The 25,866-nt window shown below is 58.5% G+C and carries 37 protein-coding genes; 15 read left to right on the top strand and 22 right to left on the bottom strand.

Translation table 11 applies throughout. The annotated features are described in order from the left end of the window. Positions 1-3: 3 nt before the first annotated feature. From P9292_RS11260 to P9292_RS11270, 3 genes are all read right to left on the bottom strand, one after another. Complete coding sequence (locus P9292_RS11260) at positions 4-1,746, bottom strand: terminase large subunit (protein WP_309958905.1); 1,743 nt, start codon at positions 1,744-1,746, stop codon at positions 4-6. Continuing rightward, on the bottom strand, positions 1,743-2,222 hold the full coding sequence (locus P9292_RS11265; RefSeq protein WP_309958907.1) for a terminase small subunit: 480 nt from the start codon (positions 2,220-2,222) through the stop codon (positions 1,743-1,745). Before P9292_RS11265 ends, P9292_RS11260 begins: the two co-directional genes overlap by 4 nt. A gap of 240 nt (positions 2,223-2,462) precedes the next feature. After that, a complete protein-coding gene (locus tag P9292_RS11270) occupies positions 2,463-2,669 on the bottom strand; it encodes an HNH endonuclease signature motif containing protein (protein ID WP_309963979.1) in 207 nt (68 codons plus the stop codon). Positions 2,670-2,817: 148 nt separating this feature from the next. On the opposite strand from P9292_RS11270, the gene P9292_RS11275 reads away from it, so the two are divergent. Next, on the top strand, positions 2,818-3,051 hold the full coding sequence (locus tag P9292_RS11275) for a hypothetical protein (RefSeq protein WP_309958909.1): 234 nt from the start codon (positions 2,818-2,820) through the stop codon (positions 3,049-3,051). An 88-nt stretch (positions 3,052-3,139) separates the two neighbouring features. On the opposite strand, the gene P9292_RS11280 is transcribed toward P9292_RS11275, so the two are convergent. The 9 genes from P9292_RS11280 to P9292_RS11320 form a co-directional block, all read right to left on the bottom strand. Continuing rightward, the gene (locus P9292_RS11280) at positions 3,140-3,595 is read right to left on the bottom strand and encodes a hypothetical protein (RefSeq protein ID WP_309958911.1); all 456 of its coding nucleotides are present in this window, start codon (positions 3,593-3,595) and stop codon (positions 3,140-3,142) included. 19 nt (positions 3,596-3,614) lie between these two features. Then, positions 3,615-3,845, bottom strand: a complete 231-nt coding sequence (locus P9292_RS11285; protein WP_309958844.1) for a hypothetical protein — start codon at positions 3,843-3,845, stop codon at positions 3,615-3,617. Further along, positions 3,842-5,008 (bottom strand): site-specific integrase, encoded by a 1,167-nt coding sequence (locus tag P9292_RS11290; protein ID WP_309958913.1) that lies wholly within the window; start codon positions 5,006-5,008, stop codon positions 3,842-3,844. The genes P9292_RS11285 and P9292_RS11290 overlap by 4 nt, the downstream gene beginning before the upstream one ends. 184 nt (positions 5,009-5,192) lie before the next feature. Then, on the bottom strand, positions 5,193-5,681 hold the full coding sequence (locus P9292_RS11295) for a hypothetical protein (protein ID WP_309854187.1): 489 nt from the start codon (positions 5,679-5,681) through the stop codon (positions 5,193-5,195). Further along, positions 5,678-6,043 (bottom strand): hypothetical protein, encoded by a 366-nt coding sequence (locus tag P9292_RS11300; RefSeq protein WP_309958916.1) that lies wholly within the window; start codon positions 6,041-6,043, stop codon positions 5,678-5,680. Before P9292_RS11300 ends, P9292_RS11295 begins: the two co-directional genes overlap by 4 nt. Before the next feature lie 5 nt (positions 6,044-6,048). Continuing rightward, positions 6,049-6,378: a hypothetical protein gene (locus tag P9292_RS11305; RefSeq protein ID WP_309854193.1), complete on the bottom strand. Its 330-nt coding sequence runs from the start codon at positions 6,376-6,378 to the stop codon at positions 6,049-6,051. Continuing rightward, positions 6,375-6,605, bottom strand: a complete 231-nt coding sequence (locus tag P9292_RS11310; protein WP_309958918.1) for a hypothetical protein — start codon at positions 6,603-6,605, stop codon at positions 6,375-6,377. Before P9292_RS11310 ends, P9292_RS11305 begins: the two co-directional genes overlap by 4 nt. Continuing rightward, complete coding sequence (locus P9292_RS11315; protein WP_309958920.1) at positions 6,602-7,705, bottom strand: helix-turn-helix domain-containing protein; 1,104 nt, start codon at positions 7,703-7,705, stop codon at positions 6,602-6,604. The genes P9292_RS11310 and P9292_RS11315 overlap by 4 nt, the downstream gene beginning before the upstream one ends. Next, positions 7,702-8,316, bottom strand: coding sequence for a Bro-N domain-containing protein (locus P9292_RS11320; RefSeq protein WP_309958922.1), 615 nt, complete (start codon positions 8,314-8,316; stop codon positions 7,702-7,704). Before P9292_RS11320 ends, P9292_RS11315 begins: the two co-directional genes overlap by 4 nt. A 321-nt stretch (positions 8,317-8,637) precedes the next feature. Here P9292_RS11320 and P9292_RS11325 point away from each other — a divergent pair, with 321 nt between their 5' ends. Next, positions 8,638-8,865, top strand: a complete 228-nt coding sequence (locus P9292_RS11325) for a hypothetical protein (RefSeq protein ID WP_309851303.1) — start codon at positions 8,638-8,640, stop codon at positions 8,863-8,865. Positions 8,866-8,868: 3 nt separating this feature from the next. Further along, a complete protein-coding gene (locus P9292_RS11330) occupies positions 8,869-9,228 on the top strand; it encodes a toxin-antitoxin system HicB family antitoxin (RefSeq protein WP_309851305.1) in 360 nt (119 codons plus the stop codon). Here the strand turns inward: P9292_RS11330 and P9292_RS11335 are convergent. From P9292_RS11335 to P9292_RS11355, 5 genes are all read right to left on the bottom strand, one after another. Further along, a complete protein-coding gene (locus P9292_RS11335) occupies positions 9,225-9,980 on the bottom strand; it encodes a KilA-N domain-containing protein (RefSeq protein ID WP_309963982.1) in 756 nt (251 codons plus the stop codon). The two genes, P9292_RS11330 and P9292_RS11335, sit on opposite strands and share 4 nt — an antisense overlap. Before the next feature lie 2 nt (positions 9,981-9,982). Beyond that, positions 9,983-10,285, bottom strand: a complete 303-nt coding sequence (locus P9292_RS11340; RefSeq protein WP_309958924.1) for a hypothetical protein — start codon at positions 10,283-10,285, stop codon at positions 9,983-9,985. 8 nt (positions 10,286-10,293) lie between these two features. After that, on the bottom strand, positions 10,294-10,452 hold the full coding sequence (locus P9292_RS11345; RefSeq protein WP_309958927.1) for a hypothetical protein: 159 nt from the start codon (positions 10,450-10,452) through the stop codon (positions 10,294-10,296). Next, positions 10,449-11,249, bottom strand: a complete 801-nt coding sequence (locus P9292_RS11350; protein ID WP_309958929.1) for a ParB N-terminal domain-containing protein — start codon at positions 11,247-11,249, stop codon at positions 10,449-10,451. The genes P9292_RS11345 and P9292_RS11350 overlap by 4 nt, the downstream gene beginning before the upstream one ends. 207 nt (positions 11,250-11,456) lie before the next feature. Beyond that, complete coding sequence (locus P9292_RS11355; RefSeq protein ID WP_309958931.1) at positions 11,457-11,654, bottom strand: hypothetical protein; 198 nt, start codon at positions 11,652-11,654, stop codon at positions 11,457-11,459. Between the two features lie 693 nt (positions 11,655-12,347). Between P9292_RS11355 and P9292_RS11365 the strand changes: the two genes are divergently transcribed. The 6 genes from P9292_RS11365 (at position 12,348) to P9292_RS11390 (ending at position 18,527) form a co-directional block, all read left to right on the top strand. After that, complete coding sequence (locus P9292_RS11365; RefSeq protein ID WP_309958935.1) at positions 12,348-13,109, top strand: S24 family peptidase; 762 nt, start codon at positions 12,348-12,350, stop codon at positions 13,107-13,109. Positions 13,110-13,444: 335 nt separating this feature from the next. Continuing rightward, positions 13,445-14,299, top strand: coding sequence for a hypothetical protein (locus P9292_RS11370; protein ID WP_309958937.1), 855 nt, complete (start codon positions 13,445-13,447; stop codon positions 14,297-14,299). Positions 14,300-14,346: 47 nt separating this feature from the next. After that, positions 14,347-15,792: a hypothetical protein gene (locus P9292_RS11375; RefSeq protein ID WP_309958940.1), complete on the top strand. Its 1,446-nt coding sequence runs from the start codon at positions 14,347-14,349 to the stop codon at positions 15,790-15,792. A gap of 430 nt (positions 15,793-16,222) precedes the next feature. After that, complete coding sequence (locus P9292_RS11380) at positions 16,223-16,945, top strand: hypothetical protein (protein ID WP_309958942.1); 723 nt, start codon at positions 16,223-16,225, stop codon at positions 16,943-16,945. Further along, positions 16,942-18,141 (top strand): site-specific DNA-methyltransferase, encoded by a 1,200-nt coding sequence (locus P9292_RS11385; protein ID WP_309958944.1) that lies wholly within the window; start codon positions 16,942-16,944, stop codon positions 18,139-18,141. The genes P9292_RS11380 and P9292_RS11385 overlap by 4 nt, the downstream gene beginning before the upstream one ends. Beyond that, complete coding sequence (locus tag P9292_RS11390) at positions 18,138-18,527, top strand: hypothetical protein (protein WP_309958949.1); 390 nt, start codon at positions 18,138-18,140, stop codon at positions 18,525-18,527. The genes P9292_RS11385 and P9292_RS11390 overlap by 4 nt, the downstream gene beginning before the upstream one ends. Before the next feature lie 63 nt (positions 18,528-18,590). Here the strand turns inward: P9292_RS11390 and P9292_RS11395 are convergent, their stop codons facing one another. Then, positions 18,591-18,839 carry a hypothetical protein gene (locus tag P9292_RS11395; protein WP_309958951.1) on the bottom strand — a complete coding sequence of 83 codons (249 nt, stop codon included), beginning with the start codon at positions 18,837-18,839 and terminating at the stop codon, positions 18,591-18,593. A gap of 159 nt (positions 18,840-18,998) precedes the next feature. Here P9292_RS11395 and P9292_RS11400 point away from each other — a divergent pair, with 159 nt between their 5' ends. Beyond that, positions 18,999-19,265 (top strand): hypothetical protein, encoded by a 267-nt coding sequence (locus P9292_RS11400; protein WP_309958954.1) that lies wholly within the window; start codon positions 18,999-19,001, stop codon positions 19,263-19,265. Then, positions 19,246-19,491, top strand: coding sequence for a hypothetical protein (locus tag P9292_RS11405; RefSeq protein ID WP_309958957.1), 246 nt, complete (start codon positions 19,246-19,248; stop codon positions 19,489-19,491). Before P9292_RS11400 ends, P9292_RS11405 begins: the two co-directional genes overlap by 20 nt. 66 nt (positions 19,492-19,557) lie before the next feature. On the opposite strand, the gene P9292_RS11410 is transcribed toward P9292_RS11405, so the two are convergent. Further along, complete coding sequence (locus P9292_RS11410) at positions 19,558-19,746, bottom strand: hypothetical protein (protein ID WP_309958961.1); 189 nt, start codon at positions 19,744-19,746, stop codon at positions 19,558-19,560. Between the two features lie 63 nt (positions 19,747-19,809). On the opposite strand from P9292_RS11410, the gene P9292_RS11415 reads away from it, so the two are divergent. Next, positions 19,810-20,127, top strand: coding sequence for a hypothetical protein (locus P9292_RS11415; RefSeq protein ID WP_309958964.1), 318 nt, complete (start codon positions 19,810-19,812; stop codon positions 20,125-20,127). 64 nt (positions 20,128-20,191) lie between these two features. Then, positions 20,192-20,425: an AlpA family phage regulatory protein gene (locus tag P9292_RS11420; RefSeq protein WP_309958967.1), complete on the top strand. Its 234-nt coding sequence runs from the start codon at positions 20,192-20,194 to the stop codon at positions 20,423-20,425. Here the strand turns inward: P9292_RS11420 and P9292_RS11425 are convergent. From P9292_RS11425 to P9292_RS11435, 3 genes are all read right to left on the bottom strand, one after another. Next, entirely contained in the window at positions 20,409-21,671 is a 1,263-nt protein-coding gene (locus tag P9292_RS11425) for an integrase family protein (RefSeq protein WP_309963984.1), read from the bottom strand. The genes P9292_RS11420 and P9292_RS11425 overlap by 17 nt on opposite strands. A 220-nt stretch (positions 21,672-21,891) precedes the next feature. Beyond that, positions 21,892-22,560: a GTP cyclohydrolase II gene (gene ribA, locus P9292_RS11430; RefSeq protein ID WP_244829427.1), complete on the bottom strand. Its 669-nt coding sequence runs from the start codon at positions 22,558-22,560 to the stop codon at positions 21,892-21,894. 125 nt (positions 22,561-22,685) lie between these two features. Then, a complete protein-coding gene (locus tag P9292_RS11435) occupies positions 22,686-23,381 on the bottom strand; it encodes an NAD(P)-binding domain-containing protein (RefSeq protein ID WP_309958972.1) in 696 nt (231 codons plus the stop codon). A 178-nt stretch (positions 23,382-23,559) separates the two neighbouring features. Between P9292_RS11435 and ahpC the strand changes: the two genes are divergently transcribed. Continuing rightward, entirely contained in the window at positions 23,560-24,123 is a 564-nt protein-coding gene (gene ahpC / locus P9292_RS11440; RefSeq protein WP_244829425.1) for an alkyl hydroperoxide reductase subunit C, read from the top strand. A 164-nt stretch (positions 24,124-24,287) separates the two neighbouring features. Continuing rightward, the gene (ahpF, locus tag P9292_RS11445; RefSeq protein ID WP_250510166.1) at positions 24,288-25,862 is read left to right on the top strand and encodes an alkyl hydroperoxide reductase subunit F; all 1,575 of its coding nucleotides are present in this window, start codon (positions 24,288-24,290) and stop codon (positions 25,860-25,862) included. Positions 25,863-25,866 lie beyond the last annotated feature (4 nt).

The raw sequence follows: 25,866 nt of genomic DNA on the forward strand, positions 1-25,866 counted from the left end.
TCCTCAGATAAACAACAATCCACGCGTTTCATACACCGAGCGACGCGCCGCGGCGGGATTGAGCGCCATTAACGTCACGGCGTTAAATAGCGCCATCAACGGATCGATTTTGCCCGTCCCACTGGCCTGTTTCGTGATGTTCACCGCATTGCCAACCGGGACCACGCGTGCATTCCCAACGCACCACGCCATGAGCGGCTGACCACCGTGCATGAGCACGCCATCGGGCGCGCCTTCATCGTCTGCGCTGTGACCACTACCCGCAGTCGCGAGACGACGCTCGGCAGTCTTGATCGCGCCTGAGAGCTTCCAGCCTTGCGAGATTCCAACTACCTTGTCTTCGGGTATGCCTACTTCGGCCAGCGCATCGAGCACGCTGCCGATGCCTGCTGGGTCGGCCCCCACCTTATCGAGCAGGCCCGCCTGAAAGATCGTCGAAACGATCTCCGCGACATCGCGCACGTCATCGCCAATCTGCGCCACCATCGTTAAGTCGCCATCATCTTCGAAATCGCGCAATCGCGGCGCAATCTCCTTTCGACGATCGAGCACAGACGGATGCGCCCACGCGTGCGTCCAGGCAAGCCAGTTACGGGTGTCTTTCTCGCGACCCACTACCGCGAGACCGAGCAAATCGTCCAGACCACCGCCATCGATTCCCACGTCGATTACCTCTGAACGAGCCATCAGCGCCTCAAGCGTAAGACCCGATGCAAGTGCCGCCGCCTCCCAGAATTCCGCGCCCGCCCAGCGATCTGAGCGCAATGCAAGGCCGATCTCTACGTTAGCGTGCTTCGCGAGGAAACCCCGGAATGACTCTTCGCCCTCTTCGCGCGACTTGCGGAACTCGCGCTCCAAAAACGCCTGATCAACAGAGAATCCGAAGTTCGGATTGACCATCGCCAAGCTTTCGACCTTTAGATGTTCCTTCGAGCGCACCATTTCCGGTGGATGCTCATAAATGACCGGCACGAACTGCTTGTCGATAATCTTGCCGTCGCGAACGTCGCGCGCATACTGCAACTTCTTGGCGAACACACCTGCGGGCGGCTCGTTCGACTGCGTGGTCAGGTAGATAACGAAGCCTTCAGGGCGAGCCGCAAGACCGCCGATGGCCTCGCGCAGCATGTCCTCTGCATTCGCCATCTTCCCGAACAGCCATAACTCGTCAACAAGCGTGCCGACCGACTTCTTGCCCGATACCGTATTGGCATCAGCCGCCACAACCTTGAGCGTCGCGCCCGTTATGCGGTGCGTGATTGTCTTCACGTGCACCTGAACCTGAAAGATCGGGTCGAGCTCGGGTTCGTGCTTGACCATGTCACGCGATGGCGCGAAGCTGTTGTTCGCGACTTCAATGGTGGGCGCGAGAATGGCGAATTCCGCCGACTGGCGCTGATTGACCAGCATCGCGGTCATCATGATGCCCGCCGCAAGCGTCGACTTACTGTTCTTTTTGGGCAGGCAGACAAACCATTCGATAATCAGCCGCCGATTGTTCGCCCGGTCGTTTGCGCCAAATATCGACGCCACCAGATCAAATACCCACTGCGCCGACGCCTCGCCAAACGAAGGCGAACCGGGCGCGTCAACGATCTTTAGTTCCTTGAAGATCGACAGCGCATACTCGGCCTCCTCGGCGAAGATCGGCGGCGGGATGATCGTGCGGCCATCCTTGAGCCGTTCGCCCCAATCCTTACATGACGTGACCCAATCGAGAACGATCTCCTGTTGGTCGGACGTCACAGCTTTTTACCCCCACTCGCCGCAAGGCGCGGTGCTGGCGGGGGCGCTCCAAATTTAGATGCGGCTCTCTTTGCCGCCTCTTGCTGCGCATCCTTCTTGCCACCCTCGCCCTTTCGGTGATGCGTGTATGGCAACAGAGCCTTGGCCGCGTCGAGACGCAGCCTGTCCTCCATTGCTCCATCGTTCATCGCCGCCATCAAGAACGCCTTCGGGTCGCGGAAATTTGTCAGCGCTGCCAGGTCGAATGCGACCCCGGGCTTATGAGCACCTCGCGAGGCATCTCCCTGTGGCGCCTTCGACTCGCCATTGACGCGGGCCGCCACGAGATACAGGACCACGTCCTTGTCCTTGGCAAGTCTCGCCCCGGCGGCCGAAGCCGTCTTCACGCTGTAACCGGCGACAACCGCCGCTTCCTTGTTTGACTTGCCCGCCAACACAGCGTCGGCGAACAGTCGCTTCTTGCTGGTCAGCGCCACAAATCACCTCCTTTTCTTGTCAGGCCCGCTTCAACATCGCTTTAACATCTTTAACACCGCTTTAACATCGCCTCTTGAGGCCAAAGTCCTTACCAGACAACGCTTGCGGGTCGCTCAAGCATTGTTAAAACGCTTTAACATTTTCCTCAAAAAGGGAAAAAAATCTGCGCGTGAGAGAACGCTCGGTGTCCGCGCCTCAAACCCTCCAGACTTTCGACACCCCCTCCCCCAAGCACTTTCTCAACGTCCAAACCGCCCCGCAGCCTCCGCCGCCGTCTTGCGCGCATGGCAGTCAACGCAGAGCAACTGCAGATTGGCGTCGTCGTTGCTGCCACCGGCTTCAAGTGGCACACGATGATCGACGTGATCGAGATGCTCGTTCCACAATCGGCCGCACTGCGCGCAGCAACACCCGTCACGCACAGCGATGCGCACGCGCGTCGTCATCCATCTGCGGCCGCGTACACGCGACGTAGATCCCGCTTTCGTATCCAGCACTCGCACTCGACTAAAATCCAAGCTCGACAGCCGAGACTTGATAGTTTGAAGTCTGACACGAGACACTGATTCCCCTTCACCCAACCAGAGAGTAAAAATGAACAACGAAAAAGCCGTAACGCGAGAAGAATTCGAAGGGCTTCAGCAAAGCCTTCTTGGGACGTGGACTGCAATAGGACACATCCTGGTTGAGACACAAGGCAAGGAAAGAGCTTTCGAAATCCTGCAAGCCGCCGAAGAGTCCGCCTCAACCTCCCAGCGCCTGCCAGTTTTCCACCTAACTGACGAGGCATTGCACTACATTCGCCTGGCCGTAGACAACAGCCACTAATAGAAAAGCCCGCATGGTTTTGAGCCATGCGGGCTTTGAAGACAGTGATGCAGCCTATCGATTAAGAGCCGATTTTATATGAAAGTGTTCAATCAGCAGTAGAACTATTTTGTTCAATAATTCTTGAACACTTTTCGGACATGAAGCTTTCACTTGCCCGGCGGATTGATTTGCTGAGCGATTCGGCGCGTGCCGCAAACCGACGGGCGCGGTTATAGATCGTGCCGCGAGCGCAATTTTGCTCGTAGGCCAATGCCTTAATGTTCGCGTTGTACCAATAGATTCCAAGGAAGCACTCAGCGTCGCGCGCGCAATCGCCTTGTTCGCATAGTGCATGAATCGCCATATTGAAGAACGGCATCTCGGGATCCAAGAACGAGTCCGGTTCCTGCGCCACTGCCCGCCGCGTAGGTTGAAGACGTGCAAGCACGTTGGACTTCACATACGGCGCGAAAATGCGTCGCGTCAGGCACCAAGCGACCCACCGATGGGTCTTGTCGTCAGCAGCGTTTCGCGCACCTTCATTCAAGCATTGTTCACTCATAGCCTCTCCACTGATCTTGCTATTGCTCAACGCCGTAAGAAATGTTCCAGTGATCTAGCCAGGCAAGCAACTGCTTGCGCAGTTCCCGGTTGCGCGGATACGGAAACTGGATCTGACCTTCTTCTTCGATTCCAGCGAATGGGCAGCCGGGAAACGAGATCCAACTCTGCAATCCTTCTACTTGCCGCACGGCCATCTGCAAGAGCGGGCGCGGGACAGAAGACATCTCAATGTAGGTGTACGCGCTCATGATGTCGATGGCTTCGTGATGACCCGAGCCCCACTTTCTGCACCTTGAGCGGATGACACACAGGAATCTGCAAACTCAGTAACGGCGCGGGTTTGAACGGTGTCCTTCGCCACTTCTTCGCCACTTACTTTGCGTTTTGGCGCATCGGCCAATCCCATCTTCTCGCTCAAACGTGCCTGGGCATCGACTACCGAACCGAGGTCTGCTTCCAGATACACCATCGTGGTGCGGGGATCTTTGTGACGCATCACGCGCCTGATCGTTTGGATGGGAACACCTTGTTCGCTCAGCAGCGTGGCAAACGTCCCGCGTAACCGGTGCGGCGTGAGGCCGACTACTTCGCATGCAGTGTTCGCGGCGAACATTGCCCGACGCGTGAAACCCGCTTTGCACGCCTCGCCGTTCGTGCGCGTGACGATCAGTCCGCACGCCTGGCGCGTGGGTTGCAGATAGTCGAGCAACCACTGAGGCACGGGTACGGGGTCCGCCTCGCGCCCTTTGGTCCGGCCTGGCGTATAGGTGCCGCGCTCCCAATCGAGCCACTCCCAGCGCGCCGTGATGGTCTCCATTTCGCGCAGCCCCAATCCGAGCATCAACCGCACGGCGATCGACACGCCCGGCTGCCGAGCGGCCGCCGCATCCACTTCGATCAACCACTTCGAAGCCATCGACGCCGGCAACGTCGTGCGTGGCCTTTTCTGCAACTTGATCAACTTCACCGACCACGGCACCATCGGCAGGATGTTGCGCCGAACTGCCCAGTTGCACACGACCTTGATCGACTTGAGCCAATGATTGGCGCTCGCCCGGCTGTGCGTCTGCAAATGCTCAAGACGCGCCTGCTCAATGGCCCCGTTCGTCAACTGATCGACCGAAACATCGCCGAGCCCGTACAAATGCAAACGGGCGACCGTTCGCATCGACTTAATGTGCGCGCCGCTCACAATCGGCTCGTTGGCCGCAATCCATTTGACGAACAATTCCCGCAGCGTCGGCACCGGCTCGCGTCCTCTCGACCATAGTTTGGCGTCGTGGTAGGCGCGCGCCGCCACGGCTTCGGCCTTGTGCTTGACGCTCTCGCGTGTGCTGCGTTGCACCCGCGCGCCGTTCACCTGGAACCGGTAGTGCCAGCGTTTTCCAACACGAAATAACTGATAGCTCACCGCCTCGCCTCTTTATAGATCCCGAACGACTTCAATTCACCTCCGCGAAGCCGGTTTTTGGCAAGCACGATGAATTTGCCTGTGCGTTCGACAAAGCGATCGACGATCACCTCTCCGTTACGAAGTACTATGCGAACCCGGGCCCCCCGTGCGCAGCATGTATGCGGCGTCTTCATGACGGCTCCTAGGCGAGACTTTTGAAAAGCGCGTGAAACTGACGCAGCTTCTCCAGGTCGGCGCTGTCTTGTGCTTGCTGCTGTTCGATCGTCAGCGCCGCGGTCTCCACGTCAGAGGCTAGCTCCGTCAGATCCCCGGCGAGCTTGCGCGCGCGACCGGAAAGCGCGGACAGAATGTCGAGCACCGAATGGCTCGGCACGCTACCCCCTGAGCTGGATTCGATTTGTTTCGCTGCTACGGTCACCATGCTCTCCTTTTCTCTTACTTCCACGCGCTGAAAGCGCCCCTTGAACTTCTCGCGGACCAAACCAGCGTCCTGCAACCGAAGCAAGCACCCATCGAGCACCGCGACATCAGGCGAGCTCTTCGTCACTCGCCGCAGATGCATCGCGATCTCGTTGCGCGACCATGCGTCTTGCTTCGGCACCATCTCCAGCACTTTCTTCGCAATCGCAGATTGCCCGCTCAGCGCCGCTTGAAATCTTGCTGGTGTCATACCTTGCTTCCTTCCGATATCGGCGCATCCGGCGCCATCCATGTGTGATCGCCGCTATCGCGAAACGCGGTAAGTGATTTCCGGTTATCGGCATACAGGCAATCGACCCACGCGTATTCGTGATCGACCCAATCTGACCTTGGGATCGAGCCGCGGTATCCCACTGGGATGAATGCCAGCGCGTTGACCTTGTATTGCTCGTCGCCTCGGCCGCTCGGATTGCGATGCCGCACGCGGCGCAAGCCATGAACCATCGTTGTGATCGGCGCTTTCTGCGTCATGATCGTGTAGCGGCCGCGCATGCCGCGATCTGTCACGAGACCGACAACAGGGACGCGCACGGTTAGCACTATTGGCTGCATCGTTTTCACCATGCTTGCGCCACCTCCCGCTTTGCCAAGGTGAGGAAGTACGGGATGCCCAGCAGCGCCGCAACGATGGATTCGCGTTGCCACACCAGAACGCCGAGGATCGCCATCGTGCTCACGAAATCGTAGAAGGCATTCACGGGATAGCCGTGCTCGTAATCCTTCGCGGACACGAGTAAGGCCGCAATCCACATGATTTCGGCGATGACACAGAGGTAGGCGATGGCGACATCCCGTGCGAGCGCGTGACCGCCCTCGACCCACAGGTATAGGCAGATGACGAGTAACACGTCGAACAGGACGGCGCGGGCGAGCTTTTGAGCGTTCATGAATTTTGACTCCAACGAACAGGGTTGAAACGACAGGTCGATACGCTGGACACGTATTGCCAGTCGGGCAGCAGTGCGCAATTCGCAAAGCCAAGGCGATGCATGGGCTCAAGGCCCGGCGTCTTGACCGCGTATCGGCAGGTTTGGCAGTCCTTCGCACCGAGTTCTGTACCGAGCAGGTCGCCTTGCTGATTCGAGGCGGTGCGCTTCGAGCTGTGCTTGCTCATGCCGCCTCCGTGTTGCCGTGTCGATCGCGAGGAATGTCGTTGAAGTAGGCGTACAGCGCCTCGTAGTGCTCCTCGCTCTCGCGGCCGACCGTGCGCAGCATGTCCTCCATCCATTCGCCTGGGCCGGCCGCTTTGAACACGCGAGCTTTGAAGCGCATGAACGCTTCGCCATCGCCCTGTTTCACGCCAAGCTGCTCGGCACGCGCCTTGATGCCGCTCGACGTGCGCCACCAGTCCGCAGCAATCGTCCTCGCGCCGCCTGGCGATGCCTGCGTGAGCGTCTCGGCTCGCACGGGGAAGATCCCCGTCCAGCCACGAAGCACTGCCTCCTCGACCGTCACCTCGGGCGACTGGCCGCCGGCCGCGAGCGCAAGCAAACGTTTGACCGAGACGGCAGCAGCGCCTCGCGTCCACGGTGCGTCCTTGTGCTTGGCCTCTCGGTGCTCGCACCACATCGCCCAGACGTCCGGCGTGATCTCGTTCGGCAGTTCGAGATTTCGGATCTGCTCATGCAACGCAACTCGCGACGCACGTCGCGCAGTTTGCTCATCTAGGTTCTTCTCTTTCTCTTCTAAACCCTTCTTGCCCTCCACATTTGGTACCCCTTCGAGGGAAATGTGGAGGGGCTTCAAGGGAAATGTGGAGGGGCTTCCGTCCGGATTTGGAGGGGCTCCACATTTGGAGGGGCTCCGTTTCTGGTCCCCCTTAGCAGTACCAAATTTGGAGGGGCTCCGTTTATGGAGGGGCTTAGCATCTAACTCCTCCACAGACGGCGGACTCAACGAGATAGCATCCCCCGTGCGCTGATCGACCGCTTGAACGACAACAGAGCCAGATGGAGCGAGCATCTGATAAACGACAATGCTTTTCGTGCCGCCCATGCGACGCGGTGTCTCAGTCAGGAAACCAAGCGACACGAGCTTCTCGCGCGCTTTCCGAATGGTCTTGACGTCGAGCTCAGTGTCGAGCACGAGCTCGTCGTTCGTGACCCACGTGGTGTAGTCTTCGGCCGCCCAATGCGCATATGTCTTCAAGAGTGTCTTGGCCGCTGAATCGCCGACGTGCTGGCGCTTAGCCCATTGATATGCGTAGCCACTCATTGCTGTGCCCTCCCATGATGACGAGCACAGTCGTCTGACTGACTGACGCGCTCGATCTCCTGCAACCGGCTCGCGGCAGAGGCGATGATTTCGGGAAGAAGGCGCACCGACACCACGCCCGGCTCACCAATAAGCTTCGCGAGCGCGTTAGGCGCGATCACTACCGCGTCCGGTGCCACGGGCTGCATCCGCCGACATCCGTCGTGGCCGAAGTACATCAGCCAGCGACTGTCGAGCAGTCGAGTTTCGGGCGACTCAGCGGTTTGAGCTTCATGCTCAAGAAGATCCAATACCCACCGGCGAAATGCAGCGGCTTTCGAGGTGCGAGCGAGCATGCCCAGCAAGTGCGCGCCGCGGAGCGAGAAGATGCGTACCTGCTGATCTCCACCCGTTGTGGGCAGCGTCACCACGGTGGTCATGCTGTCGGTGAATTCGGCAGCGTTGCGCTCGAATACCTGCTGCACCTTATGAGGATTGGCGTAACCCAAGGCTACCCCAATCTGGGGTAGCCTTAGCCAACGCAGACCCTCACGGTCGATAACGTCGAAGCGGTAGTTCTGAAAGGAAAGGGATTGCGTTTGCTCAGGACGAGCGAGGGTGATAGCACGCACAGCGGGCTCCGTCTTTGGGTTCGAGAACCCGCGCCCCACTGTCAAATGGGGTGGGCGGGCACATGGCAGGGTTGACAGACCGGAAAAGACGGAAACCGGCGAGCCCGAAGGCTCCCCCGCCACGGCCCGCCCATTGGAGGCGTGCAGAGGCAGTCGGACGTAAAAAATCCGCCAGTAGGCGGATGTCCGCCGTGCTTTTCCCAGGCTGTCAAACCCGACCGCTGTTGTCTCAGCGATGGTCGAAGTATAAGCCGTTGAACAACTAGCGGTCAACGTACGCGCGCCTTGCAAGATAGTATTACTGGCAGTATCATTCCGCTCATGAACACCGCCACAAAATTGCTCGAAGCGATGTCTCGCAATCCGCTCGATTGGCAGATCGGACAACTTCAGTCGGTTGCCCGACAGCACGGAATCGACTGGCGGCACGATGGAGGCAGCCACTGCGTTTTTGTGCGTAATGACGGCAGCACCCTTCCCGTGCCCGCACATCGGCCAATTAAACCTGTCTACATAAAGAAGTTCGTTGCCTTCGTCAAAGGAGCCTAATCCATGGACAAACTTGATAACTACCCCTTCGAAGTGCGTCCACTTTCCGCTGAAGAAGGAGGTGGATTTTTGATTTCCTACCCGGATTTCTCGGAATGCATCGCCGACGGCGACACCATTGAAGAAGCGATGGTGCACGGTCATGAGGCATTGGCCGCAACGATCGAAGCGCTTGAAGCCAAGGGCTTCCTCGTACCCGCGCCAAACAGCGGCGGCGTTGCGTCCGGAAAATTTGTCGCACGCGTGCCTAAAACGGTCCACGCCGAACTCGCAATGCGCGCCAGGGTTGAGGGCGTTTCGCTCAACATGCTGGTTCTGACCTTTATAGCGGAAGGATTGGGACGTCGAGAGCATGCGCACTAAGCCTCCGCGCACCGCGCGTCACGCTCAGCGAGCTGTCGCGCCATCCATTTGCCGGCAATCCATTCGAAGCCTTTCGTGGTGAATTTCCAGTACTTGAATGCGTATTGCCGCTCGTCTTCCGTCACGCCAACGCCAACTTCGACGCGGCCCGTCTCGATGTACGTCTTATAGGGCTCCATACGCTGCCGCTTACCGGCGAGGAAGACCACGCCCAAGTCCATGAGGAATTGCTTGAATTCCGGCTCGCTGGCGTGGAGCGCCTTCGCGGCATCACGGAAATTCAGACAATCGTGCTTCGAGGCGCTCGTATAGCGCTCCACAAATTCGACCGCAGGCTTCTGCGCTTCGAGTTCGCTAGCCTGTTGTTGCGCGAGCACGCGCGCCTTATGCTCACGCTCCGTCGCGTCCGCCCAGGCTCGCGCCGCGGACACGGGATCCGCGAAATTCGGAAGGGCAGGAACCGAATGGCGCTCTCGATACGCGCGAATGACTTTGAGATGGAACGCCGCACTGATCCACATCGCATATGCATAGACCAGGTCTTCGCAGACGAACGTTCCAAGTCCTTGTTTTGATTGGATAGCAGGAATTCCTGCTTTCTCAATTTCAGCAACCAGCTTCTGGGCTTGCTGATTTTCCAGCCACAAACTTGGCCGATCTTTGTTCGCGCCTCCCGATGCACGATGGAGATCATTCAAGCAAAACAAGCCGTCAGCCTCGCGAACTGAAATGTCGGTAATAACGAGATTCATGATCAAGTCACCTCGCGCCGCTCGACGCAATGGCGCACCGCCGCTTCGAGGCGCCGCTGTGCGTTGTAAAGCGCAGCCCGTGCCTTGTGCAGCACGCGATACTGCTTGCGCGTGGCCAGATGAAATTTCGGATCGCTCTTGTCGATATAGCCGCTGACCCTCGCTTGAGAGCGGAATTCGCGGCAAGCGTCGTGATAATCCCACCGCGCTCGACGCACCGCGTCACGGAACGAGACAAGCTCGAACGCGCGACGCGCAACGAGATCCTTCGTCCATTTAGTGCTGTGTTTTATGGCGTTGCTCATTGATTACCTTACAGACCGTTGTCGTGACCGCACGGCAGAGTGCCGTCGTCGCTCTGCTTTGCTCCGCAACTGAGACAGATGTTTCGAGATTCCAAGGCCCCCGCTTCGTCTCGATCCTTGGCCTCCGCCGGCACGTTGAAATCGGCTTCGTTTGTCAATGTCGTCATTCACCATCCTCCTGCTTTGCAGTCTGTAACACCCAGTGCAACGCCTCAGCACGTTCACCCGACGACGCGCCCAACTCCTTCAAAATTTCCTTACGGCTTCGCATCCTGGGCGTGCGTTCGCCAAGCGCCTCGCGCTGCGCTCGGGCGCGCGCATGACCAGCGACGTTCGCGCCGGCAGCAACTAGCTCCCGGACCTTCTCGCGCTGCTGCGCCGGTGGGAGTTTCGAAAGGTGACGGGCGTGAGTGACGTTGATGCGCGCACTTTCGATCGCTTTGCGCACATCAGCGCAGCATTCGAGCAGCGCGAGCGTTGCCCGCACCGTGGCCGCCGAACAGCCAAAGATCGTCGCGAGCTCTGTCTCGCTATAGCCGAAGGCCATCACGCGGCGCATCTTCTCTGCGCGGCCAAGAGGGGTGTCTGCCTCCCGGAGCTCGTTCTCGCTGATAATCGCGGTTAGCGCCGTGCGCCTCTCGCCTCGATGGACTTGCCCGGGGACCTGGAGCAACGTTCCGCCGCGCGCGCGCCGCCATTCATTCGCCAAGCGAGCCGCCTTGACGCGCTGTCGCCCAACCGCAACTTCCGTTTCGCCCGTCTCGGTGTTCTTCATCACCGAGATCGGCTGAAGCACGCCTTGGAAATCGATGTTCCGAGCGAGATCCTCATTCACGGGTAGATCAACGCGTGGGTCATACAGCGGCGAAGCCGTATCCGTCACCAGCACCAGCTTGTCGGGGTCGAAGAACAGCAGGTTTGTCTTCCCCGACGCGCCGTAAGCGTCAACTGAGTTCTTTGCCATCGGTCATATCCATCAGATTCCCGCCCCTAAAGAAGTCACGAACGCATGATTTGTTGCCGTGAAGATCAACAGCGATCCTCGGCAAACATTGAATAGCTGTACTAACCCACCAAGAAGTGTTCGGCAACTAGACTCCATTCACCCTACCGTTTAATCAACCGCTCCGACGCTTTCCGCATACTCTCCTGTATTGCCTCTGCTGCGTCTTTACGTGTCACGTTGAAACCTGCCGTCGGCAGTGGCGTCGCCGGCTTCATAGGCAAAGCGCCGTTGCGACAGCGTTTCGTTCGCGCCGGTTTCAATCTGGAAGGCCTCGGGACGTTCCTGCTTCATCTGCGTGATAACCGCTCCGAGTGTTTCGCGGATTGCATTTTTAAGCATTTGCTGGTGCCGCTCGATGTGCATTCTTGGTTTCCTCTTGCTAAGGTGGGATCTCAAGCCTCTGGCAAAATCGCGCTTTCGCAACTTGACACGGCTGTTGAGCCGGAGACGCTGTGACTCGATCGAACGAAAATATGACGTCATTCCCTGTTTATGCTTGGGTATCAACAAAGTTTTGACGGGTTTGACGCCAGGAATGAGCTGACCGTCGACGACGACGCGGCCCTTGGATGAGCGACCGCTGCGGGAGGCTTCAATGATTACGGTTCCGGTTTTCGAGCGATTTTCATTCGGTTTTCATGCGGTTTTTCGAACGTGTCAAGGGACTTGCATCGAAAAGCCAAAGCGTTAGCCCCACTTCTCCGTGACACTGCAGTCCCTGTAAGCAGGCGACTCGAGCGGCCGACATCGGCTTGAATTCCGTAGAAATGACCAGCGAACCGTGGGCCGCAGATCTTCACACCGCACCACACCATTGCTCTGTTCTTCGATGTTGATGCACAGCTGAACGTCGAACTCGGCCTTGGCGCTGATCGCTTTACGCAGATATCCAATGGTTGTGTTGCAGCGTCGAGCGAACTCCGCCTGCTCCTGGGGAGACTTAGAGTTGAGATATGCGCGCAGGGCTTCCATGACCGAAACCATACCCTTGGGTAAGAATCTCGTCAATACCTAAGGGGACTTTACCTGAGAGTAACATTAGGCTGAAATGATCCAATGAACAAATTTGAGCGAAGGCGACTCCGCCTTATCGAGATTCGCGACCGTTTTTGCGGTGGCACTGCAACTGGACTCGCGAAGAAACTCGGAAAATCTGATTCCTACGTTACGAGAATGCTGTGGCCAGAGGACCGAAAAGGCCGAAAACGCATTGGTGAGGCGATGGTCGACCAGATAGAAGAAGCGTTTGGTTGGAAGCGAGGCACGTTTGATTCGGAGCAACTGCCCGGTGGCACTGGTGCCGCTTCAAAAGATGATCGACGTGAAACGGCGAGGCTGGAGTGGGGTAGCCAAACGTTTGCGAAAGATAGTAAGCTCGTCGAGCGTAACGTTGAGGCGGGTCCAGACATCCGGGGCAAGGTGCCATTGATCTCTTGGGTCCAGGCTGGTGCTTGGGAGTCGTTTGTGGATGATTTAGCTGTTGGCGACGCGGAAGATTGGTTGCTCTCGCCGATCGCCACCTCCAAGAATGCTTATTTCCTTCGTGTCAAAGGGTTAAGCATGTTCAACCCCACAGGCGAGCCCTCCTTCAACGAAAACGATCTGATCCTTGTTGAGCCGCAATGCTGCGCCCACTCCGGGTCATTGGTTGTTGTACGCCTTGATGATGAATCGGAGGCAACCTTTAAGCAGCTTGTGCTTGAGGGCGGCAAGCAATACCTCAGAGCACTTAATCCTGACTGGCCAACGCGGATTATCGAAGTGCATAACAACGCCACAATCTGTGGCGTCGTGAAGTCAAAAGTGGTCCGTTACTGAGAAAGCGCCCGCAGCGGAGCATTGCCCCCCTTCGTACTCGCCGCACACCTTCGGATCCCGCGCCTGCTCCTTACCGCGCGATACGATAGACCATACACAAACGAAAATTTACCCTAGGGTATTGCGCCAACCATTTCCCTTGAGGTATCCTCCGGTCGTGTTAGCTTTCCTTTGTACGCAAAAACTTTTACGGCGCTGGCACGCACGCGTCGGAATGCAGGTTCGTCTGGCATCTCCGCGTGGCTGCGGCCGCTGGAGCACTCTTGAGGTCGAGGCGTGAATAACCTCTCGAACGCATCAAACTTCGAATTACGTTGTCCTAATCGGAGCAATTAATGATCGAAACACTCGTCCCTGCGCCGCAGTTTTTGAAGCGACCCAGCGCCCGCGTCGGACTTGCATTCAGACCGGTCCCGCCGCAGGAACGCCCCAAGGGCAAGTCGCTGGTTCTCCGCGCCTGCCGAGAAGACATGTCATCCGGAAATGGCTTCAAATGGCCGTGGGCAGGCGCGATGGTTGAAGCGCCCGATTGGCAACCGACGCATCGTTGTGGCTCAGGTCTGCACGGATGGCTTCATGGCCACGGAGATCATGCGATCGGCGGCTACATCGAACCGACAGCAAATTGGCTCGTCATCGAGGTGGCTACGGACGACATTATCGAGTTAGATGGCTTCTGCAAGTTTCCACGCGGCAAAGTCGTTTTCGTCGGCACGAGCAAGAGCGCCGCTGACTATCTGCTTGCTAATGATCCATGCGCCCGTGATCTTCCTGTAATCGGCGCCGATCGCGCGGTCGGCGATCACCGTGCTGTATTTGTTGGCGCTTTGGGCTTCGCTATAGCGGGAAACTGCGGCACAGCCATGGCGGGATATCGAGGAGTTGCAACTGTGGGATTTGGCGGAATGGCGACGACAGGTTTTCGCGGTGAATCCACCGCAGGTGTTCGCGGGACAGCCATTGCGGGTGATGGCGGAACTGCACGAGCCGGCAATCATGGGACGGCTATGGTGGGATTCAGCGGAAAGGCAAGCGCTGGCGAGAAAGGACAGATCAGCATCTGGTACTGGGACTTCTATGAGATGCGATACCGAATGAAGGTTGGTTACATCGGCGGGGAGGGTTTGGAGCCATTCACGCTTTATACGCTCGACGATCTGCTGCGCTTCGTCAAAGTGCCGACGCAGTAAGCGAAGCGTATCGTTTTTTCTCAAAAATTTAACTTTGGAATCAAGTTATGTCGACGCGTAAAACATCTTTCGTATTGAGGACCTGCCATGAGGACATGTCTTCGAGTAAAGGTTTTGTATGGCCTGGTTTGTACGAGGTGGCGCAAGCTCCGGATTGGGATCCTAATCCACGCTGCGGCGGGGGGTTGCATGGCTGGCTTTATGGTCACGGCAATTATGAAATCGATCATGCAGAGTACCGACCACTCGCTCCAAGCGCGAAGTGGGTTGTTGTCGAAGTTGAAACAAACCAAATCGTCGATCTAAACGGAAAGTGCAAATTCCCGCGCGGCATGGTGTGTTTCGTGGGCAGCAAAGGGGACGCAACGGATTACCTTATCCTTCGCGAGCCCAGGGCGAGTAACGATGCGGTAATTGGCGCGCAGCTTGTAAAGGGTGATGAGGGCGATGCCAAAGTTGGCGCACTAGGCGTAGCCGTCGCGGGCATCCGCGGCGAGGCTACCTCGGGTGATTACGGCGTCTCTATCGCGGGCGCCGATGGAATTGCATCGGCCGGTCGAGAAGGATCTGCGACAGCCGGAGAGCGTGGCGAGGCTAAGACGGGAGATTTCGGCACGGCGGCCGCAGGCGGTCGTGGAAAGGCGTTCGCCGGAAGAGCGGGCATGGCGTCTGTGCGCTATGACGGAGTGGCTACGGCAGGTGAACTCGGTTTAGCTATTGCCGGTAACAACAGCACTGTCAATGCAGGCAATGCAGGTACGGCGGTGGCTGGCAGCTCAGGTAAGGCTAGCGTGGGAGAGCAAGGTACCGCGACAACGGGTTCTTATGGAAGGTCTAAAGCGGGCGTGGGCGGAACCGCTATAGCCGGCGATAAGGGAATTGCTATGGCTGGCCATGGCGGGACGGCCGTCAGTGGTCACGATGGTACGGCGACCACAGGTATGGACGGCATAGCGACCGCCCGGGAATCTGGACAAGCTTTTGCGGGTGCTTCTTCGACCGCAATAGCTGGAAGTGACGGCCTAGCAAATGCTGGTGATCGATCGATCGCCATAACTCGCGACGGAGGCAAAGCCAATGTGGGCGAACAAGGCATTGCAATTGCAGGCCATAGTGCGACGGCAGGAAACAGCGGTATCGCGATTGCGGACACCGAAGCGAGGTCAGGTACCAAAGGTATTGCTATAACCGGTGGCGGACGATGCATGGTCGGTGCCTTCGGAACCGCCCTAACGCGATCCGGCAAGGCGGAGGCTGGCGCGAACGGCTTGGCGGTTACCGTCACTGGTGGGATAGCCTCAGTTGGCGACAATGGCACCGCCTCAGTTGGTGTCGGGGGCGCTGCGAGTGCAGGCAATCACGGAGCAATTCTAATTCGTTACGAGGATCAGGAAAATCGAGTGCGCACGAAAGTTGGTTATATCGGCGAAGAGGGTCTGGAACCGAACACGCTGTACACCCTCGACGATAATCACCGCTTCATCAAGGTGTAATCACACATCACGGTTTGGTAGGGCCGCCGCTTTATTCCTTTTACGTCGCGTTGGCCTCTTCGCATGTAGTTGTACTTATTAGGAAGCCGAGGATGCGATCATGCCGCGCAAGGCGATGACAAGTGAGCAACGCACTGCAAAAAAGGCAGCAAAAGCTGAAGCCCTGAAAGCGAAGCGCGAAGCCCTGAAGTGCGAGGCTCGGGCCGAAATTCACTTTTTTGGCAAGCCAAATCCCGGCTCATATCGCTCAGGGGGGGTGAATACAGTTCGCTGTTGGAAGGAGGCTTTGGATGCGGCTACGTCCGCCGCCCAGCGTCCACGGATATCTGTCGACAGACTTCGATGCTCGCTCAATGAACTCCGCAGGCATGTTGAATTGGTCGATGCACAGCCTTAACGAATAACGACGCTTGGTGATCTAGTGAGAACGATGAAAGAACGCCCGCTCGCATTCAGCGCGCCGATGGTGCGCGCCATCCTTGATGGACGCAAGACGCAGACGCGGCGCGTCGTGAAGTTGCCGCATGCCAACTCGCTCGGACAGTGGGAGCCGACAACCATCGGCGGCCGGAATGGTGGCTGCACGAAGGACGGTCAGGCTATCCCCGAACAAGGGGCAATTTGGCATACGCGCACAGCCGACACCCTCGTGTGCCCCTACGGTCAGCCTGGCGACCGGCTGTGGGTGCGCGAGACGTGGCAAGGCCCCTTGTTCGATTCGGAAAACTGGGAGGCGTATCTCGAATGCCCCGACGACTTCAAAGACCCGAAGTACTGCCACTATGCTGCTGATGGCGGCTCGCCGCCTGCGTTCATCAACGTGGACGACGAGCTCGTCTGCCGGTGGCAGTCATCTACTTGTATGCCGCGTTGGGCGTCTCGCATCATGCTCAAAGTCACAGGCGTGCGCGTCGAGCGATTGAACGACATAAGCGAGGCCGATGCGGCGAACAAAGGACTGTACTGTCTGCCCGCTTCAGGCAGATACGTCGTCCAGAAAGGCGAGCAGTACTTCGGCGGTGCGGATCGCGATGCGCGCGTCGTCTTCGCTGATCTTTGGGATCGAATCAATGGTGACGGTGCATGGGATGCAAATCCTTGGGTCTGGGTCGTCGAGTTCAAGCGTATCGAGGCAACCGGAGAGAAAGCATGAACGCCCGGGTGAACCAGTGCCACTTCGGCGACTGCCGAGACACGATGCGCGCGATGATCGCCGACGACGTCAAGGTGCAGACGATCGTCACGAGCCCGCCGTACTGGGGCTTGCGCGACTATGGCGTCGATGGTCAGATCGGTCACGAGCCGACGTTGCGCGAGTTCATCGACACGCTCGTTGATGTGTTCGAACTGTGCCGCGAGCTGCTCGCTGATGATGGCACCGCATGGGTGAATATGGGCGATGCATACGCCGGATCGTGGGGCGCGCAGGGTCGTAATGGTCACGCAGAGATGGCAAGCCGGTCTGTAGCCAGCGCCCGACAGATAGCGGCCGCGATGCGACGCGAAAGCGGTACCGGAGCGCGTTGGCGCACGGAACTCAAACCTAAGGATTTGATGGGGCAGCCGTGGAGGCTCGCCTTCGCGCTGCAGGACGCAGGCTGGTATCTGCGCCAGGACATCATCTGGCACAAACCGAACCCAATGCCTGAGAGCGTTCGCGATCGCTGCACAAAAGCCCACGAATACCTGTTCCTGCTGTCGAAGTCGGAGAAGTACTACTTCGATCAAGAGGCAGCACTCGAACCTGTCAGCCAGAACACGCATGCGCGACTATCACAAAACGTGCAAGCGCAAGTCGGCAGCGTTCGAGCAAACGGCGGCGGAAAAACCAACGGCAACATGAAAGCCGTCGGTCGCACGCCAGCCGGATGGGCAACCGGAACCGAACGGAAGCACGATGAGACTGAGGGCCGCTACACGGCAAAGCGCAAGGTCTATCCGGGCAATGGCGTCGGGTTTGGCCACGGATTCGACGCTATGCCGAAGGGTCGCGTGAAGAACAACGCGAGTTTCGATGAAGCTATGGCGATCATGCCGACCGAACGGAACCGTCGCAGTGTGTGGACAATTCCGACTCAGTCATATAGCGGCGCGCACTTCGCGACGTTTCCCGAAGGCCTTGTAGAGCCATGCGTGCTTGCGGGATCCCGCGTCGGCGACATCGTGTTCGATCCGTTCTTCGGCAGCGGCACGACCGGACAGGTTGCGCGGCGCCTCGGCCGCCGCTTCATCGGATGCGAACTGAATCCGGAGTACGAGCAGCTTCAGCGCGATCGCCTGCGTCAGCCTGGGCTTCTGCTTGAACACGCCTGCTGGATTGGCGACACACCTATTGCGAGAGAGAAATGAGCGAACAAAACGAAGCCGTCGAAAAATTCCTCGATGAAGTCCGGGCCGAATTGCTGAGAGCACGAGCAAAGTTTCCGGGCGACCGAATCATGACGATCGCACTTGCCGAGGAGTTTGGTGAACTATGCAAGGCCGTACTCGACGAGTCTGCCGCCAACGTGCGCAAGGAAGCGATTCAGACTGCCGTCATGTGCGCTCGTGTTGTGCTCGACGGCGATGGCTCAGTGAATGAATGGCGTGCTCAGAAAGGACTTGATCCGCTGACGGCTCCGAGCGCATGCCTCGCTTGCAAAGGACGCGGCTGGTTCACGAACCGCGATCTCGAGAACAAATGGAAAGAGGACTGTCACGCCTGCATCGGGAGCGGCAAGGCTAAGATCGCGTGATCTCGCCACAATTTAGGCGGCTATGGTCGAAGCCACCCTCGAACTCAACGACGTGAAACGATTTCAGTCAAATCTCAACGGCGTGGTGATCAGGAAGTCAGACTCTTCAGGGTATAGCATGAGTTGAACTGCAACAAGCTTGATCAAGAGATGGTTCATTTCTTCCTCAGTCGGTGGTGGAATCATCAGCTCAAGAAGCGCGGATTTGCTGATTCTTGCGTCCTTTATCTTGCCGCCTTTTTCGTACTTGAGCCGAACCCAGTCGCCTGTCGTTTTCTCGTTGTCCAACCACGCCTTTGCAACAGCGGTCATCGCATCACCTAGAACAAAGAGTAGGACCGACAGTATGCCGCAAGGACAGTATTCGCCTGATGCATTACAAGCTGTGGGCGCTGCCCGCCAAATCAACATTCCGCTACGCCGCACACGTGGCGTGCGGAGAGACGCCGCCATCACGAAGGAGCTTTGAAAATGAACGACAGCCAAGAGCGGTTCGAAAAAGAGTTTGGCGTGATCGAGACACACCCGATCGCATGGGCAGCGTGGATCATCGCTGAAAAGCAGGCACTTGAGCGTGCGGCGCAGATGTGCGACGACAATGCAGCCACGCTCGAAAGCGTCCCATCGACTGCAATCGCTGGGTTAGCGCTCGTCTGTACTGCGCGAGATATTCGCGAGTTGGTATTGGATGACGCGCAGACCGGACAGGAGAAGAGCGATGAAGATTCCAGGAGTTGAATCAAAGACGCTCAATCCTCAATGGCCTATGCGGGTTCGACCTTGGCTAAACATCAAAACTCTCGAGCCTGTGTATTCCGTGGAAACGCGTCATCCTGACTTCAAGGTGTGGCTAGCGATATACACGAAGAGCCGCGGCCTCAAGCGGTTCAAGTCACGCGAAGCCGCACAGGCATTCATCAACGAAGCCAAGAACAAGCCATGTGCGCCCGCTGCGGAAGCATGAATCTAACGGAAGGAGGCGGCTGGATTTGTCTGCTGCCACTGCGGAAATACTTTGAGGGAGTACCAATTAGCGGACATTTGAGCCGAGCGCTCGGATAAGCAGTATGCCGACTACTGACATGACGCCTTGCGCATAACTACCTGTCGGGCCGCTGCCAAAAATCGCGAGCACGACGAAACCGATAATCCATGCGATCAGGACAGAAGCAGGTCCGGCAGCAGTAAGGTTAATGGTGAAGTTTCTAAAAAAGTCCATTGGTATCCCCTTTATACGGCGGAATCCTAACACGACTAACAAGAAGCAAATTTGGAGAGAGTGATGCGCGGATATATCGCAGAGTTCGGCGGCAAATACCTGATGTGGAGCGACGCCAAGCAAAAGCCGCTCACGTGCCTGATGGATGAAGACCGGCTTCTATCGTTCCTGCAGGACGACATGAAGCCGATTGAGATGGATCTGCTGCTGCATCGGTCGCGCATGGCGCGCGTGCACCTGTATGGCTGCAGCGGCGGATTGTACGGCCCGACGAAGGCCAGCCTGCTCGCGGACAACCGCGCCGGCCCAGACGGATCGCACGTCGCTACTGAAGAAGAAATGGTGCGGCTTTACACGAGAAAGGACAGCAGCAACGAATGACCAGCAACATCGAAGAATTCATACGCATGGCGCGCGCGTTTCTGGAGTTGATATGGCAGCAAGCATGAAACCGATTTACTTAGACCTGCAGGCCGTGGCCGACGCTGTTTCGCTATCGGAAGCGAGCGTAAAGCGTTTGGTCCGCGAAAAGAAATTCCCGAAACCGCGGCTGCTGTCCGATCGGCGCGTCGCATGGCTGACAGTAGAGGTCGAAGCATGGGCGCAATCATGCCCGGTATCCGACAACTTGCCGCCGCCGAATACCGGAAACCGTAAAGGCGTCACTCGGGCCGCGTGATGGCGAGCTGCTCCATCTTTTCAGCGATCCGCGTGAGCCACACGCGGCGCTCCTTGTCATACGTGTGCCGGTTATAGACGCCGGCCACGCCCGGGAGCACGTGTCCGAGGATGGACTCCGCGACATCGTGCGGGCACTCCATCGACGCCAACATCGTTCGAACTGTCCGACGCAGGTCGTGCGGAGCCCAATGGCTAACTGGCAGTCGAGTGCGTTGCTCTTTCGGCGCATTTTTGCAGTAAGGCTGCCGATAATAGACCGACTGCTGAATCAGCTTCTGATCCTTGTGGCCGGCAGCGGCCGTCGACGGAAAGAGGAAACCCTTCTTCGCAATCTGCATCCGCCGGCGCACAATCTGCTCTGCTCGCCCGATAATGGGCACGCGCAAATCGGTCGCACTCGCTCGGTTAACGTTTTTCGTTTTGGCTTTCGGCACAGTCCACCAAAGCCCGTCCTGTTCCTCGGTGAACTCCTGCACCTCCATGCTAACGATCTCGGAGCCGCGCGTGCCCGTCCAGAGATAGAGCGTTAGCACGTCATTCAGCGTCTGACTGAAATTCGGCATCCATCGAATCAATTCGCCCGTCTCCGTATCAGACAGCACGCGTTTTGTGACGACTCGTGCGCCTTCGACTTTTCTGCCCTTGCTGCGCAACCGACCGCGCATGATGAGTCGCCACCAGTTTGGGCTTGTGTCGGGAAGTCGGCCAGCGTCAAGCGCGTATTCCCAAGCGCCGCCGAGCGCCGACCGCAAGGTTCCCGCGAGCGCCGGCGTCGCGGCGCAGCTCTCCAGCAGGTCGAAGGCTTGTTTGCGAGTGATCGATTCAGCGGGCAGATGCGCGATCGTCGTCAGCTTATTGGCGAAGATTCGGCGGATAATGTCTGCGCCCTTCGCCTTTCGGTGTCGCTCGACGTGACCGGCCAGAAAATCGTCGCAAAGTTTGCGGACGGTGTATTGAGACGGCGTGGCTGCCGCATCTTTTCCTGCGCGTTTCGCAGCAGCCGGATCGGCGCCAGCATCGCGCGCCGAGCGTAGCTTTTCCCATTCAGCAATGGCTGCGGCGTACGACATCGCAGGCCATTCGCCGAGCTTGATCTGACGCATACGCTCATCGACCGGGGACTTATAGCGATAGGTCCAAGACCGGCGCGTCTCCGTTGCTTGCAGGCGCAAGCCGGGGAAACCGTCGATCGTGATGTGCTCACCTGGAGGGATTTGCTTAGCTTGACGGGCGTCGAACCGCATGACATTTTGGCGTAATTCTCCGCCTTTATTCAACCAGGCGGCGTAGGTTTGCGACATCTTACTCTATAAACCTACGCCGGATGCCGATCTAGACCTATCCGATGTGAACCCGCATGAGCGAAACGACATTTTCATGAGTTCAGCGGAATCGCTCAGCTGGAGCGGCTCTGCGAACACTTAGCCTTGCTACATATGAGTCGTAGCCACATGCTCAATGCGATTATTCGTTCTCGTCGAAGTAATGTCCGAAGCGCGCCTGCTTCGTCTTGATGTAGCGTTCGTTTTCTTCGCGCATGGGGATGGCGAGCGCGACGCGTTCCTTCACGGGGATGTCGTGCCTGAGCAGCGTGTCGAACTTCGACGGATTGTTGCTCATCAGGCGCACCGATTTGACGTCCATCGAGCGCAGGATGGCGGCGGCGGAATCGTACTCGCGGGCGTCGTCGGGCAGGCCGAGATGCAGGTTGGCATCGACCGTATCGAGACCCTGCTCCTGCAACGCGTAAGCGCGGATCTTGTTGGCGAGCCCAATGCCGCGTCCCTCGTGCCCGCGCAAGTACAGCAGAATTCCGCGATTCTCGGCGGCGATATAGCGCAGCGCGAGATCGAGCTGCTCGCCGCAATCGCACCGGTACGAGCCGAAGACGTCGCCCGTCACGCATTCGGAATGCAGCCGCGTGAGCACGGATTCGCCGTTGCTCACGTCGCCCATGACGAAAGCAATGTGCTCGACATCCGTTTCCTTCACGCGATACACATACGACGCGAACGTGCCGTAGCGTGTCGGAATGGTGGCCGTGGCGGCCAGTTCGACGTCGTCGCATTCGGGGCATTCGCCAAAGCCGGGGCGAGGTTTCAACTGGTCAAACGCGGGAGATGCGGTTTTCATAGGGCAATCTGCAAGTCTTGATGCGGGCGTTCGCGCTGTCGGAGTCGAGCGCGGGAGCCCGGCATGTCATGTTAAAGCGCATCGTGAAAGTTTGCAGATTGTCGCATGGCGCGCGTGTTCGGCCGTTAGCGCGGATTGTCGAAGTCTCCCGGGCTTTCATCTGTCGCGCGCCACTCGGGTTTGCGCAGCGGGAGGGCCTCGTGCAGCGCGTGGCGAACGCCCGCCGCGTCGAGGTCCGCCGTGTAGACGGGCGTGGCGGGTTGCTGACGCCAGGAATCGTCGATTTCGCCGGCATCGACGGGATCGAAGCCGATTTCATCGACCAGTTGCATGACGACTTCCTTCGCCTTGTGGTCGTCGCCCGCCACGGGCAGCGCAATGCGCCCCGCCGTTCCCGCCGGCTTGCCGTGGTTGCGAAGATGCGCCGCGTAGATATTGTTGAACGCCTTGATGACCGGCCGACCGATCTTCTCTTCCACCCAGCGGCTTTCCGGCAGACCGTTTTCGATTCCGTCGATTCGACCGTCGCGCTGCCGCGGATAGTAATTGCCGGTATCTATCACGATGAGACTTGCCGGTGCTCCCGCGAACAAATCCTTCGGAAGAAGCGGCACCTTCGACTCTGGAATGGTCACGACGACGAGATCCGCGCCCTGCACGGCCTCGCGCGCCTCGACGGCTTGCGCGCCAGTCGCGCGTTCGACTTCGCCGAGCGTGTCCGGCCCGCGCGAATTGGCGATGCGCACCTCGTGGCCGCGTTCGCCGAAGCGCAACGCCAGAACTTGCCCGATATTTCCCGCCCCAATGATGCCGATTTTCATGGTGCCTCCTGGGTTCGTGATCGATCTTGGCGGCATCGCAAACCCCGCACCCGATGCAACGAATCGACGTCATAGTCCAGATCAATTACAATGATAAAATCAATCCACTTCCAAGGTTTGATAGTTTTAGTTCATACTTCGTTCACTTCTTCAACACACACTTAAAGGGAACCGATCAATGCCGATCATCAACACCCAAGTCAAGCCGTTCAAAGCAACCGCCTATCACAAGGGTGATTTCGTCACCGTTACCGAAGAAAGCCTGAAGGGCAAGTGGTCCGTGTTCGTGTTCTACCCGGCCGACTTCACCTTTGTGTGCCCGACGGAACTCGGCGATCTGGCTGACCGCTACGAAGAATTCAAGAAGCTGGGCGTTGAAATCTACAGCGTTTCGACCGACACGCACTTCACGCACAAGGCATGGCACGACACGTCGGACACGATCCAAAAGATCAAGTATCCGATGATCGCCGATCCGACGCTCGCCATCTCGCGCAACTTCGACGTGCTGATCGAAGAAGAAGGCCTAGCGCTGCGTGGCACGTTCGTGGTCAACCCGGAAGGCGAGATCAAGCTGTGCGAAGTGCACGACAACGGCATCGGCCGTGACGCCGGCGAACTGCTGCGCAAGGTGCAAGCCGCGCAATACGTCGCATCGCATCCGGGCGAAGTTTGCCCCGCCAAGTGGACGCCGGGCGCTGAAACGCTGAGCCCGTCGCTCGACCTCATCGGCAAGATCTGAGTCTCGGGTTCTCCAGAGACTGACGAGGCGCGCGGCAGGCCCGCTGCGCGCCTTGCACCCCCAGTTTGTACCCACGCATTCCGTTTCGGCGCCGCTTTATGGCGGCGCTTGGACGGAGTGCGTCCAAAGATTCCAAAAACTCTCGTCAGGGAACGACACACGCCATGCTGGACGCCAATCTCAAGACTCAGTTGAAAGCCTATCTGGAAAAAGTCACGCGGCCCATCGAGCTCGTCGCCTTTCTCGACGACAGCGACAAATCGCGTGAGCTGAAAGGCCTGCTCGACGAAATCGCTACGCTGTCCCCGCGGATCAGCGTCGTCGAGAAAGAGGACGTTGCGGCACGCCGTCCGTCGTTCACCATCGGCGAGCCGGGCAAGGCGGCGGGCATTCACTTCGCCGGCATCCCGATGGGTCACGAATTCACGTCGCTCGTGCTGGCGCTGCTGCAAACCGGCGGCCATCCGATCAAACTCGACGACGAAACCATCGAGCAGATTCGCGCGCTCGACGGCGATTACCGGTTCGAAACGTATTTCTCGCTGTCGTGCCAGAACTGCCCGGAAGTCGTGCAGGCGCTGAACGTGATGGCGATCATCAATCCGCGTATCAAGCACGTGGCGATCGACGGCGCGCTGTTCCAGAAGGAAGTCGAAGACCGGCAGATCATGGCCGTGCCGACGATGTTCCTGAACGGCGACAGCTTCGGCCAGGGCCGCAGCAGCGTGAAGGAAATTCTCGCCAAGCTGGATACGGGCTCAGCCGCGCGTGCCGCGAAGCAACTGGAAACCAAGCCGGTATTCGACGTGCTGATCGTCGGCGGCGGTCCTGCAGGCGCGGCAGCGGCGATCTACGCGGCGCGCAAGGGCATTGCGACCGGCGTGGTCGCCGAGCGCTTCGGCGGCCAGGTGCTGGACACGATGGCTATCGAAAACTTCATCTCCGTGCAGGAAACGGAAGGACCGAAGTTCGCGACGGCGCTCGAACAGCACGTCAAGAGCTACGAAGTCGACGTGATGGACGTACAGCGCGCCGACAAGCTGATCCCGGGCCGCATCAACGAAGTGCATCTGGCAAGCGGCGCGGTGCTGAAGGCAAAGACCATCATTCTGGCGACGGGCGCGCGCTGGCGCGAAATCAACGTGCCGGGCGAGCGTGAATATCGCGGACGCGGCGTGGCCTACTGCCCGCACTGCGACGGCCCGCTCTTCAAGGGCAAGCGCGTGGCGGTCATCGGCGGCGGCAATTCCGGCGTCGAAGCGGCCATCGACCTCGCGGGTGTCGTTGCGGCGGTGACGCTGATCGAATTCGGCAACGAGTTGCGCGCCGATGCCGTGTTGCAAAAGAAGCTGCGCAGCCTGTCGAACGTGACCATCGTCACGAGCGCGCAGACCACGGAAATCACCGGCGACGGCAAGAAGGTCGACGGCCTGAACTACACGGACCGGGCGACGGGCGTCTCGCACCGCGTGGAACTCGAAGGCGTGTTCGTGCAGATCGGTCTCGTGCCGAACACCGAATGGCTGAAGGGCACGATCGAGCTGTCGAAGCATGGCGAGATCATCGTCGATGCGAAGGGCGCGACGTCGATCCCCGGCGTATTCGCTGCCGGCGACGTGACGACGGTGCCGTTCAAGCAGATCGTGATCGCGGTCGGCGAAGGTGCGAAGGCATCGCTTGGCGCGTTCGATCATCTGATTCGCGCGTCGGTCGAGGAAGAAGAGACGGTGGCCGCGTAAAGCT

It is taken from the genome of Caballeronia sp. LZ001, assembly GCF_031450875.1.
Lineage (GTDB): Bacteria > Pseudomonadota > Gammaproteobacteria > Burkholderiales > Burkholderiaceae > Caballeronia.

Excerpts from the sequence above, each read along its gene's own strand:
- P9292_RS11295 (WP_309854187.1), bottom strand. The coding sequence starts at position 5,681 with ATGACACCAGCAAGATTTCAAGCGGCGCTGAGCGGGCAATCTGCGATT.
- P9292_RS11400 (WP_309958954.1), top strand. The coding sequence starts at position 18,999 with ATGAACGACAGCCAAGAGCGGTTCGAAAAAGAGTTTGGCGTGATCGAG.
- P9292_RS11420 (WP_309958967.1), top strand. The coding sequence starts at position 20,192 with ATGAAACCGATTTACTTAGACCTGCAGGCCGTGGCCGACGCTGTTTCG.
- P9292_RS11375 (WP_309958940.1), top strand. The coding sequence starts at position 14,347 with ATGTCGACGCGTAAAACATCTTTCGTATTGAGGACCTGCCATGAGGAC.
- P9292_RS11305 (WP_309854193.1), bottom strand. The coding sequence starts at position 6,378 with ATGAACGCTCAAAAGCTCGCCCGCGCCGTCCTGTTCGACGTGTTACTC.
- P9292_RS11280 (WP_309958911.1), bottom strand. The coding sequence starts at position 3,595 with ATGAGTGAACAATGCTTGAATGAAGGTGCGCGAAACGCTGCTGACGAC.
- P9292_RS11405 (WP_309958957.1), top strand. The coding sequence starts at position 19,246 with ATGAAGATTCCAGGAGTTGAATCAAAGACGCTCAATCCTCAATGGCCT.
- P9292_RS11345 (WP_309958927.1), bottom strand. The coding sequence starts at position 10,452 with ATGACGACATTGACAAACGAAGCCGATTTCAACGTGCCGGCGGAGGCC.
- P9292_RS11415 (WP_309958964.1), top strand. The coding sequence starts at position 19,810 with ATGCGCGGATATATCGCAGAGTTCGGCGGCAAATACCTGATGTGGAGC.
- P9292_RS11300 (WP_309958916.1), bottom strand. The coding sequence starts at position 6,043 with ATGCAGCCAATAGTGCTAACCGTGCGCGTCCCTGTTGTCGGTCTCGTG.
- ribA (WP_244829427.1), bottom strand. The coding sequence starts at position 22,560 with ATGAAAACCGCATCTCCCGCGTTTGACCAGTTGAAACCTCGCCCCGGC.
- P9292_RS11435 (WP_309958972.1), bottom strand. The coding sequence starts at position 23,381 with ATGAAAATCGGCATCATTGGGGCGGGAAATATCGGGCAAGTTCTGGCG.
- ahpF (WP_250510166.1), top strand. The coding sequence starts at position 24,288 with ATGCTGGACGCCAATCTCAAGACTCAGTTGAAAGCCTATCTGGAAAAA.
- P9292_RS11395 (WP_309958951.1), bottom strand. The coding sequence starts at position 18,839 with ATGACCGCTGTTGCAAAGGCGTGGTTGGACAACGAGAAAACGACAGGC.
- P9292_RS11365 (WP_309958935.1), top strand. The coding sequence starts at position 12,348 with ATGAACAAATTTGAGCGAAGGCGACTCCGCCTTATCGAGATTCGCGAC.
- P9292_RS11315 (WP_309958920.1), bottom strand. The coding sequence starts at position 7,705 with ATGAGTGGCTACGCATATCAATGGGCTAAGCGCCAGCACGTCGGCGAT.
- P9292_RS11335 (WP_309963982.1), bottom strand. The coding sequence starts at position 9,980 with ATGAATCTCGTTATTACCGACATTTCAGTTCGCGAGGCTGACGGCTTG.
- P9292_RS11370 (WP_309958937.1), top strand. The coding sequence starts at position 13,445 with ATGATCGAAACACTCGTCCCTGCGCCGCAGTTTTTGAAGCGACCCAGC.
- P9292_RS11330 (WP_309851305.1), top strand. The coding sequence starts at position 8,869 with ATGGACAAACTTGATAACTACCCCTTCGAAGTGCGTCCACTTTCCGCT.
- P9292_RS11340 (WP_309958924.1), bottom strand. The coding sequence starts at position 10,285 with ATGAGCAACGCCATAAAACACAGCACTAAATGGACGAAGGATCTCGTT.
- P9292_RS11410 (WP_309958961.1), bottom strand. The coding sequence starts at position 19,746 with ATGGACTTTTTTAGAAACTTCACCATTAACCTTACTGCTGCCGGACCT.
- ahpC (WP_244829425.1), top strand. The coding sequence starts at position 23,560 with ATGCCGATCATCAACACCCAAGTCAAGCCGTTCAAAGCAACCGCCTAT.
- P9292_RS11285 (WP_309958844.1), bottom strand. The coding sequence starts at position 3,845 with ATGAGCGCGTACACCTACATTGAGATGTCTTCTGTCCCGCGCCCGCTC.
- P9292_RS11425 (WP_309963984.1), bottom strand. The coding sequence starts at position 21,671 with ATGCGGTTCGACGCCCGTCAAGCTAAGCAAATCCCTCCAGGTGAGCAC.
- P9292_RS11275 (WP_309958909.1), top strand. The coding sequence starts at position 2,818 with ATGAACAACGAAAAAGCCGTAACGCGAGAAGAATTCGAAGGGCTTCAG.
- P9292_RS11355 (WP_309958931.1), bottom strand. The coding sequence starts at position 11,654 with ATGCACATCGAGCGGCACCAGCAAATGCTTAAAAATGCAATCCGCGAA.
- P9292_RS11390 (WP_309958949.1), top strand. The coding sequence starts at position 18,138 with ATGAGCGAACAAAACGAAGCCGTCGAAAAATTCCTCGATGAAGTCCGG.
- P9292_RS11380 (WP_309958942.1), top strand. The coding sequence starts at position 16,223 with ATGAAAGAACGCCCGCTCGCATTCAGCGCGCCGATGGTGCGCGCCATC.
- P9292_RS11325 (WP_309851303.1), top strand. The coding sequence starts at position 8,638 with ATGAACACCGCCACAAAATTGCTCGAAGCGATGTCTCGCAATCCGCTC.
- P9292_RS11310 (WP_309958918.1), bottom strand. The coding sequence starts at position 6,605 with ATGAGCAAGCACAGCTCGAAGCGCACCGCCTCGAATCAGCAAGGCGAC.
- P9292_RS11270 (WP_309963979.1), bottom strand. The coding sequence starts at position 2,669 with ATGACGACGCGCGTGCGCATCGCTGTGCGTGACGGGTGTTGCTGCGCG.
- P9292_RS11385 (WP_309958944.1), top strand. The coding sequence starts at position 16,942 with ATGAACGCCCGGGTGAACCAGTGCCACTTCGGCGACTGCCGAGACACG.
- P9292_RS11350 (WP_309958929.1), bottom strand. The coding sequence starts at position 11,249 with ATGGCAAAGAACTCAGTTGACGCTTACGGCGCGTCGGGGAAGACAAAC.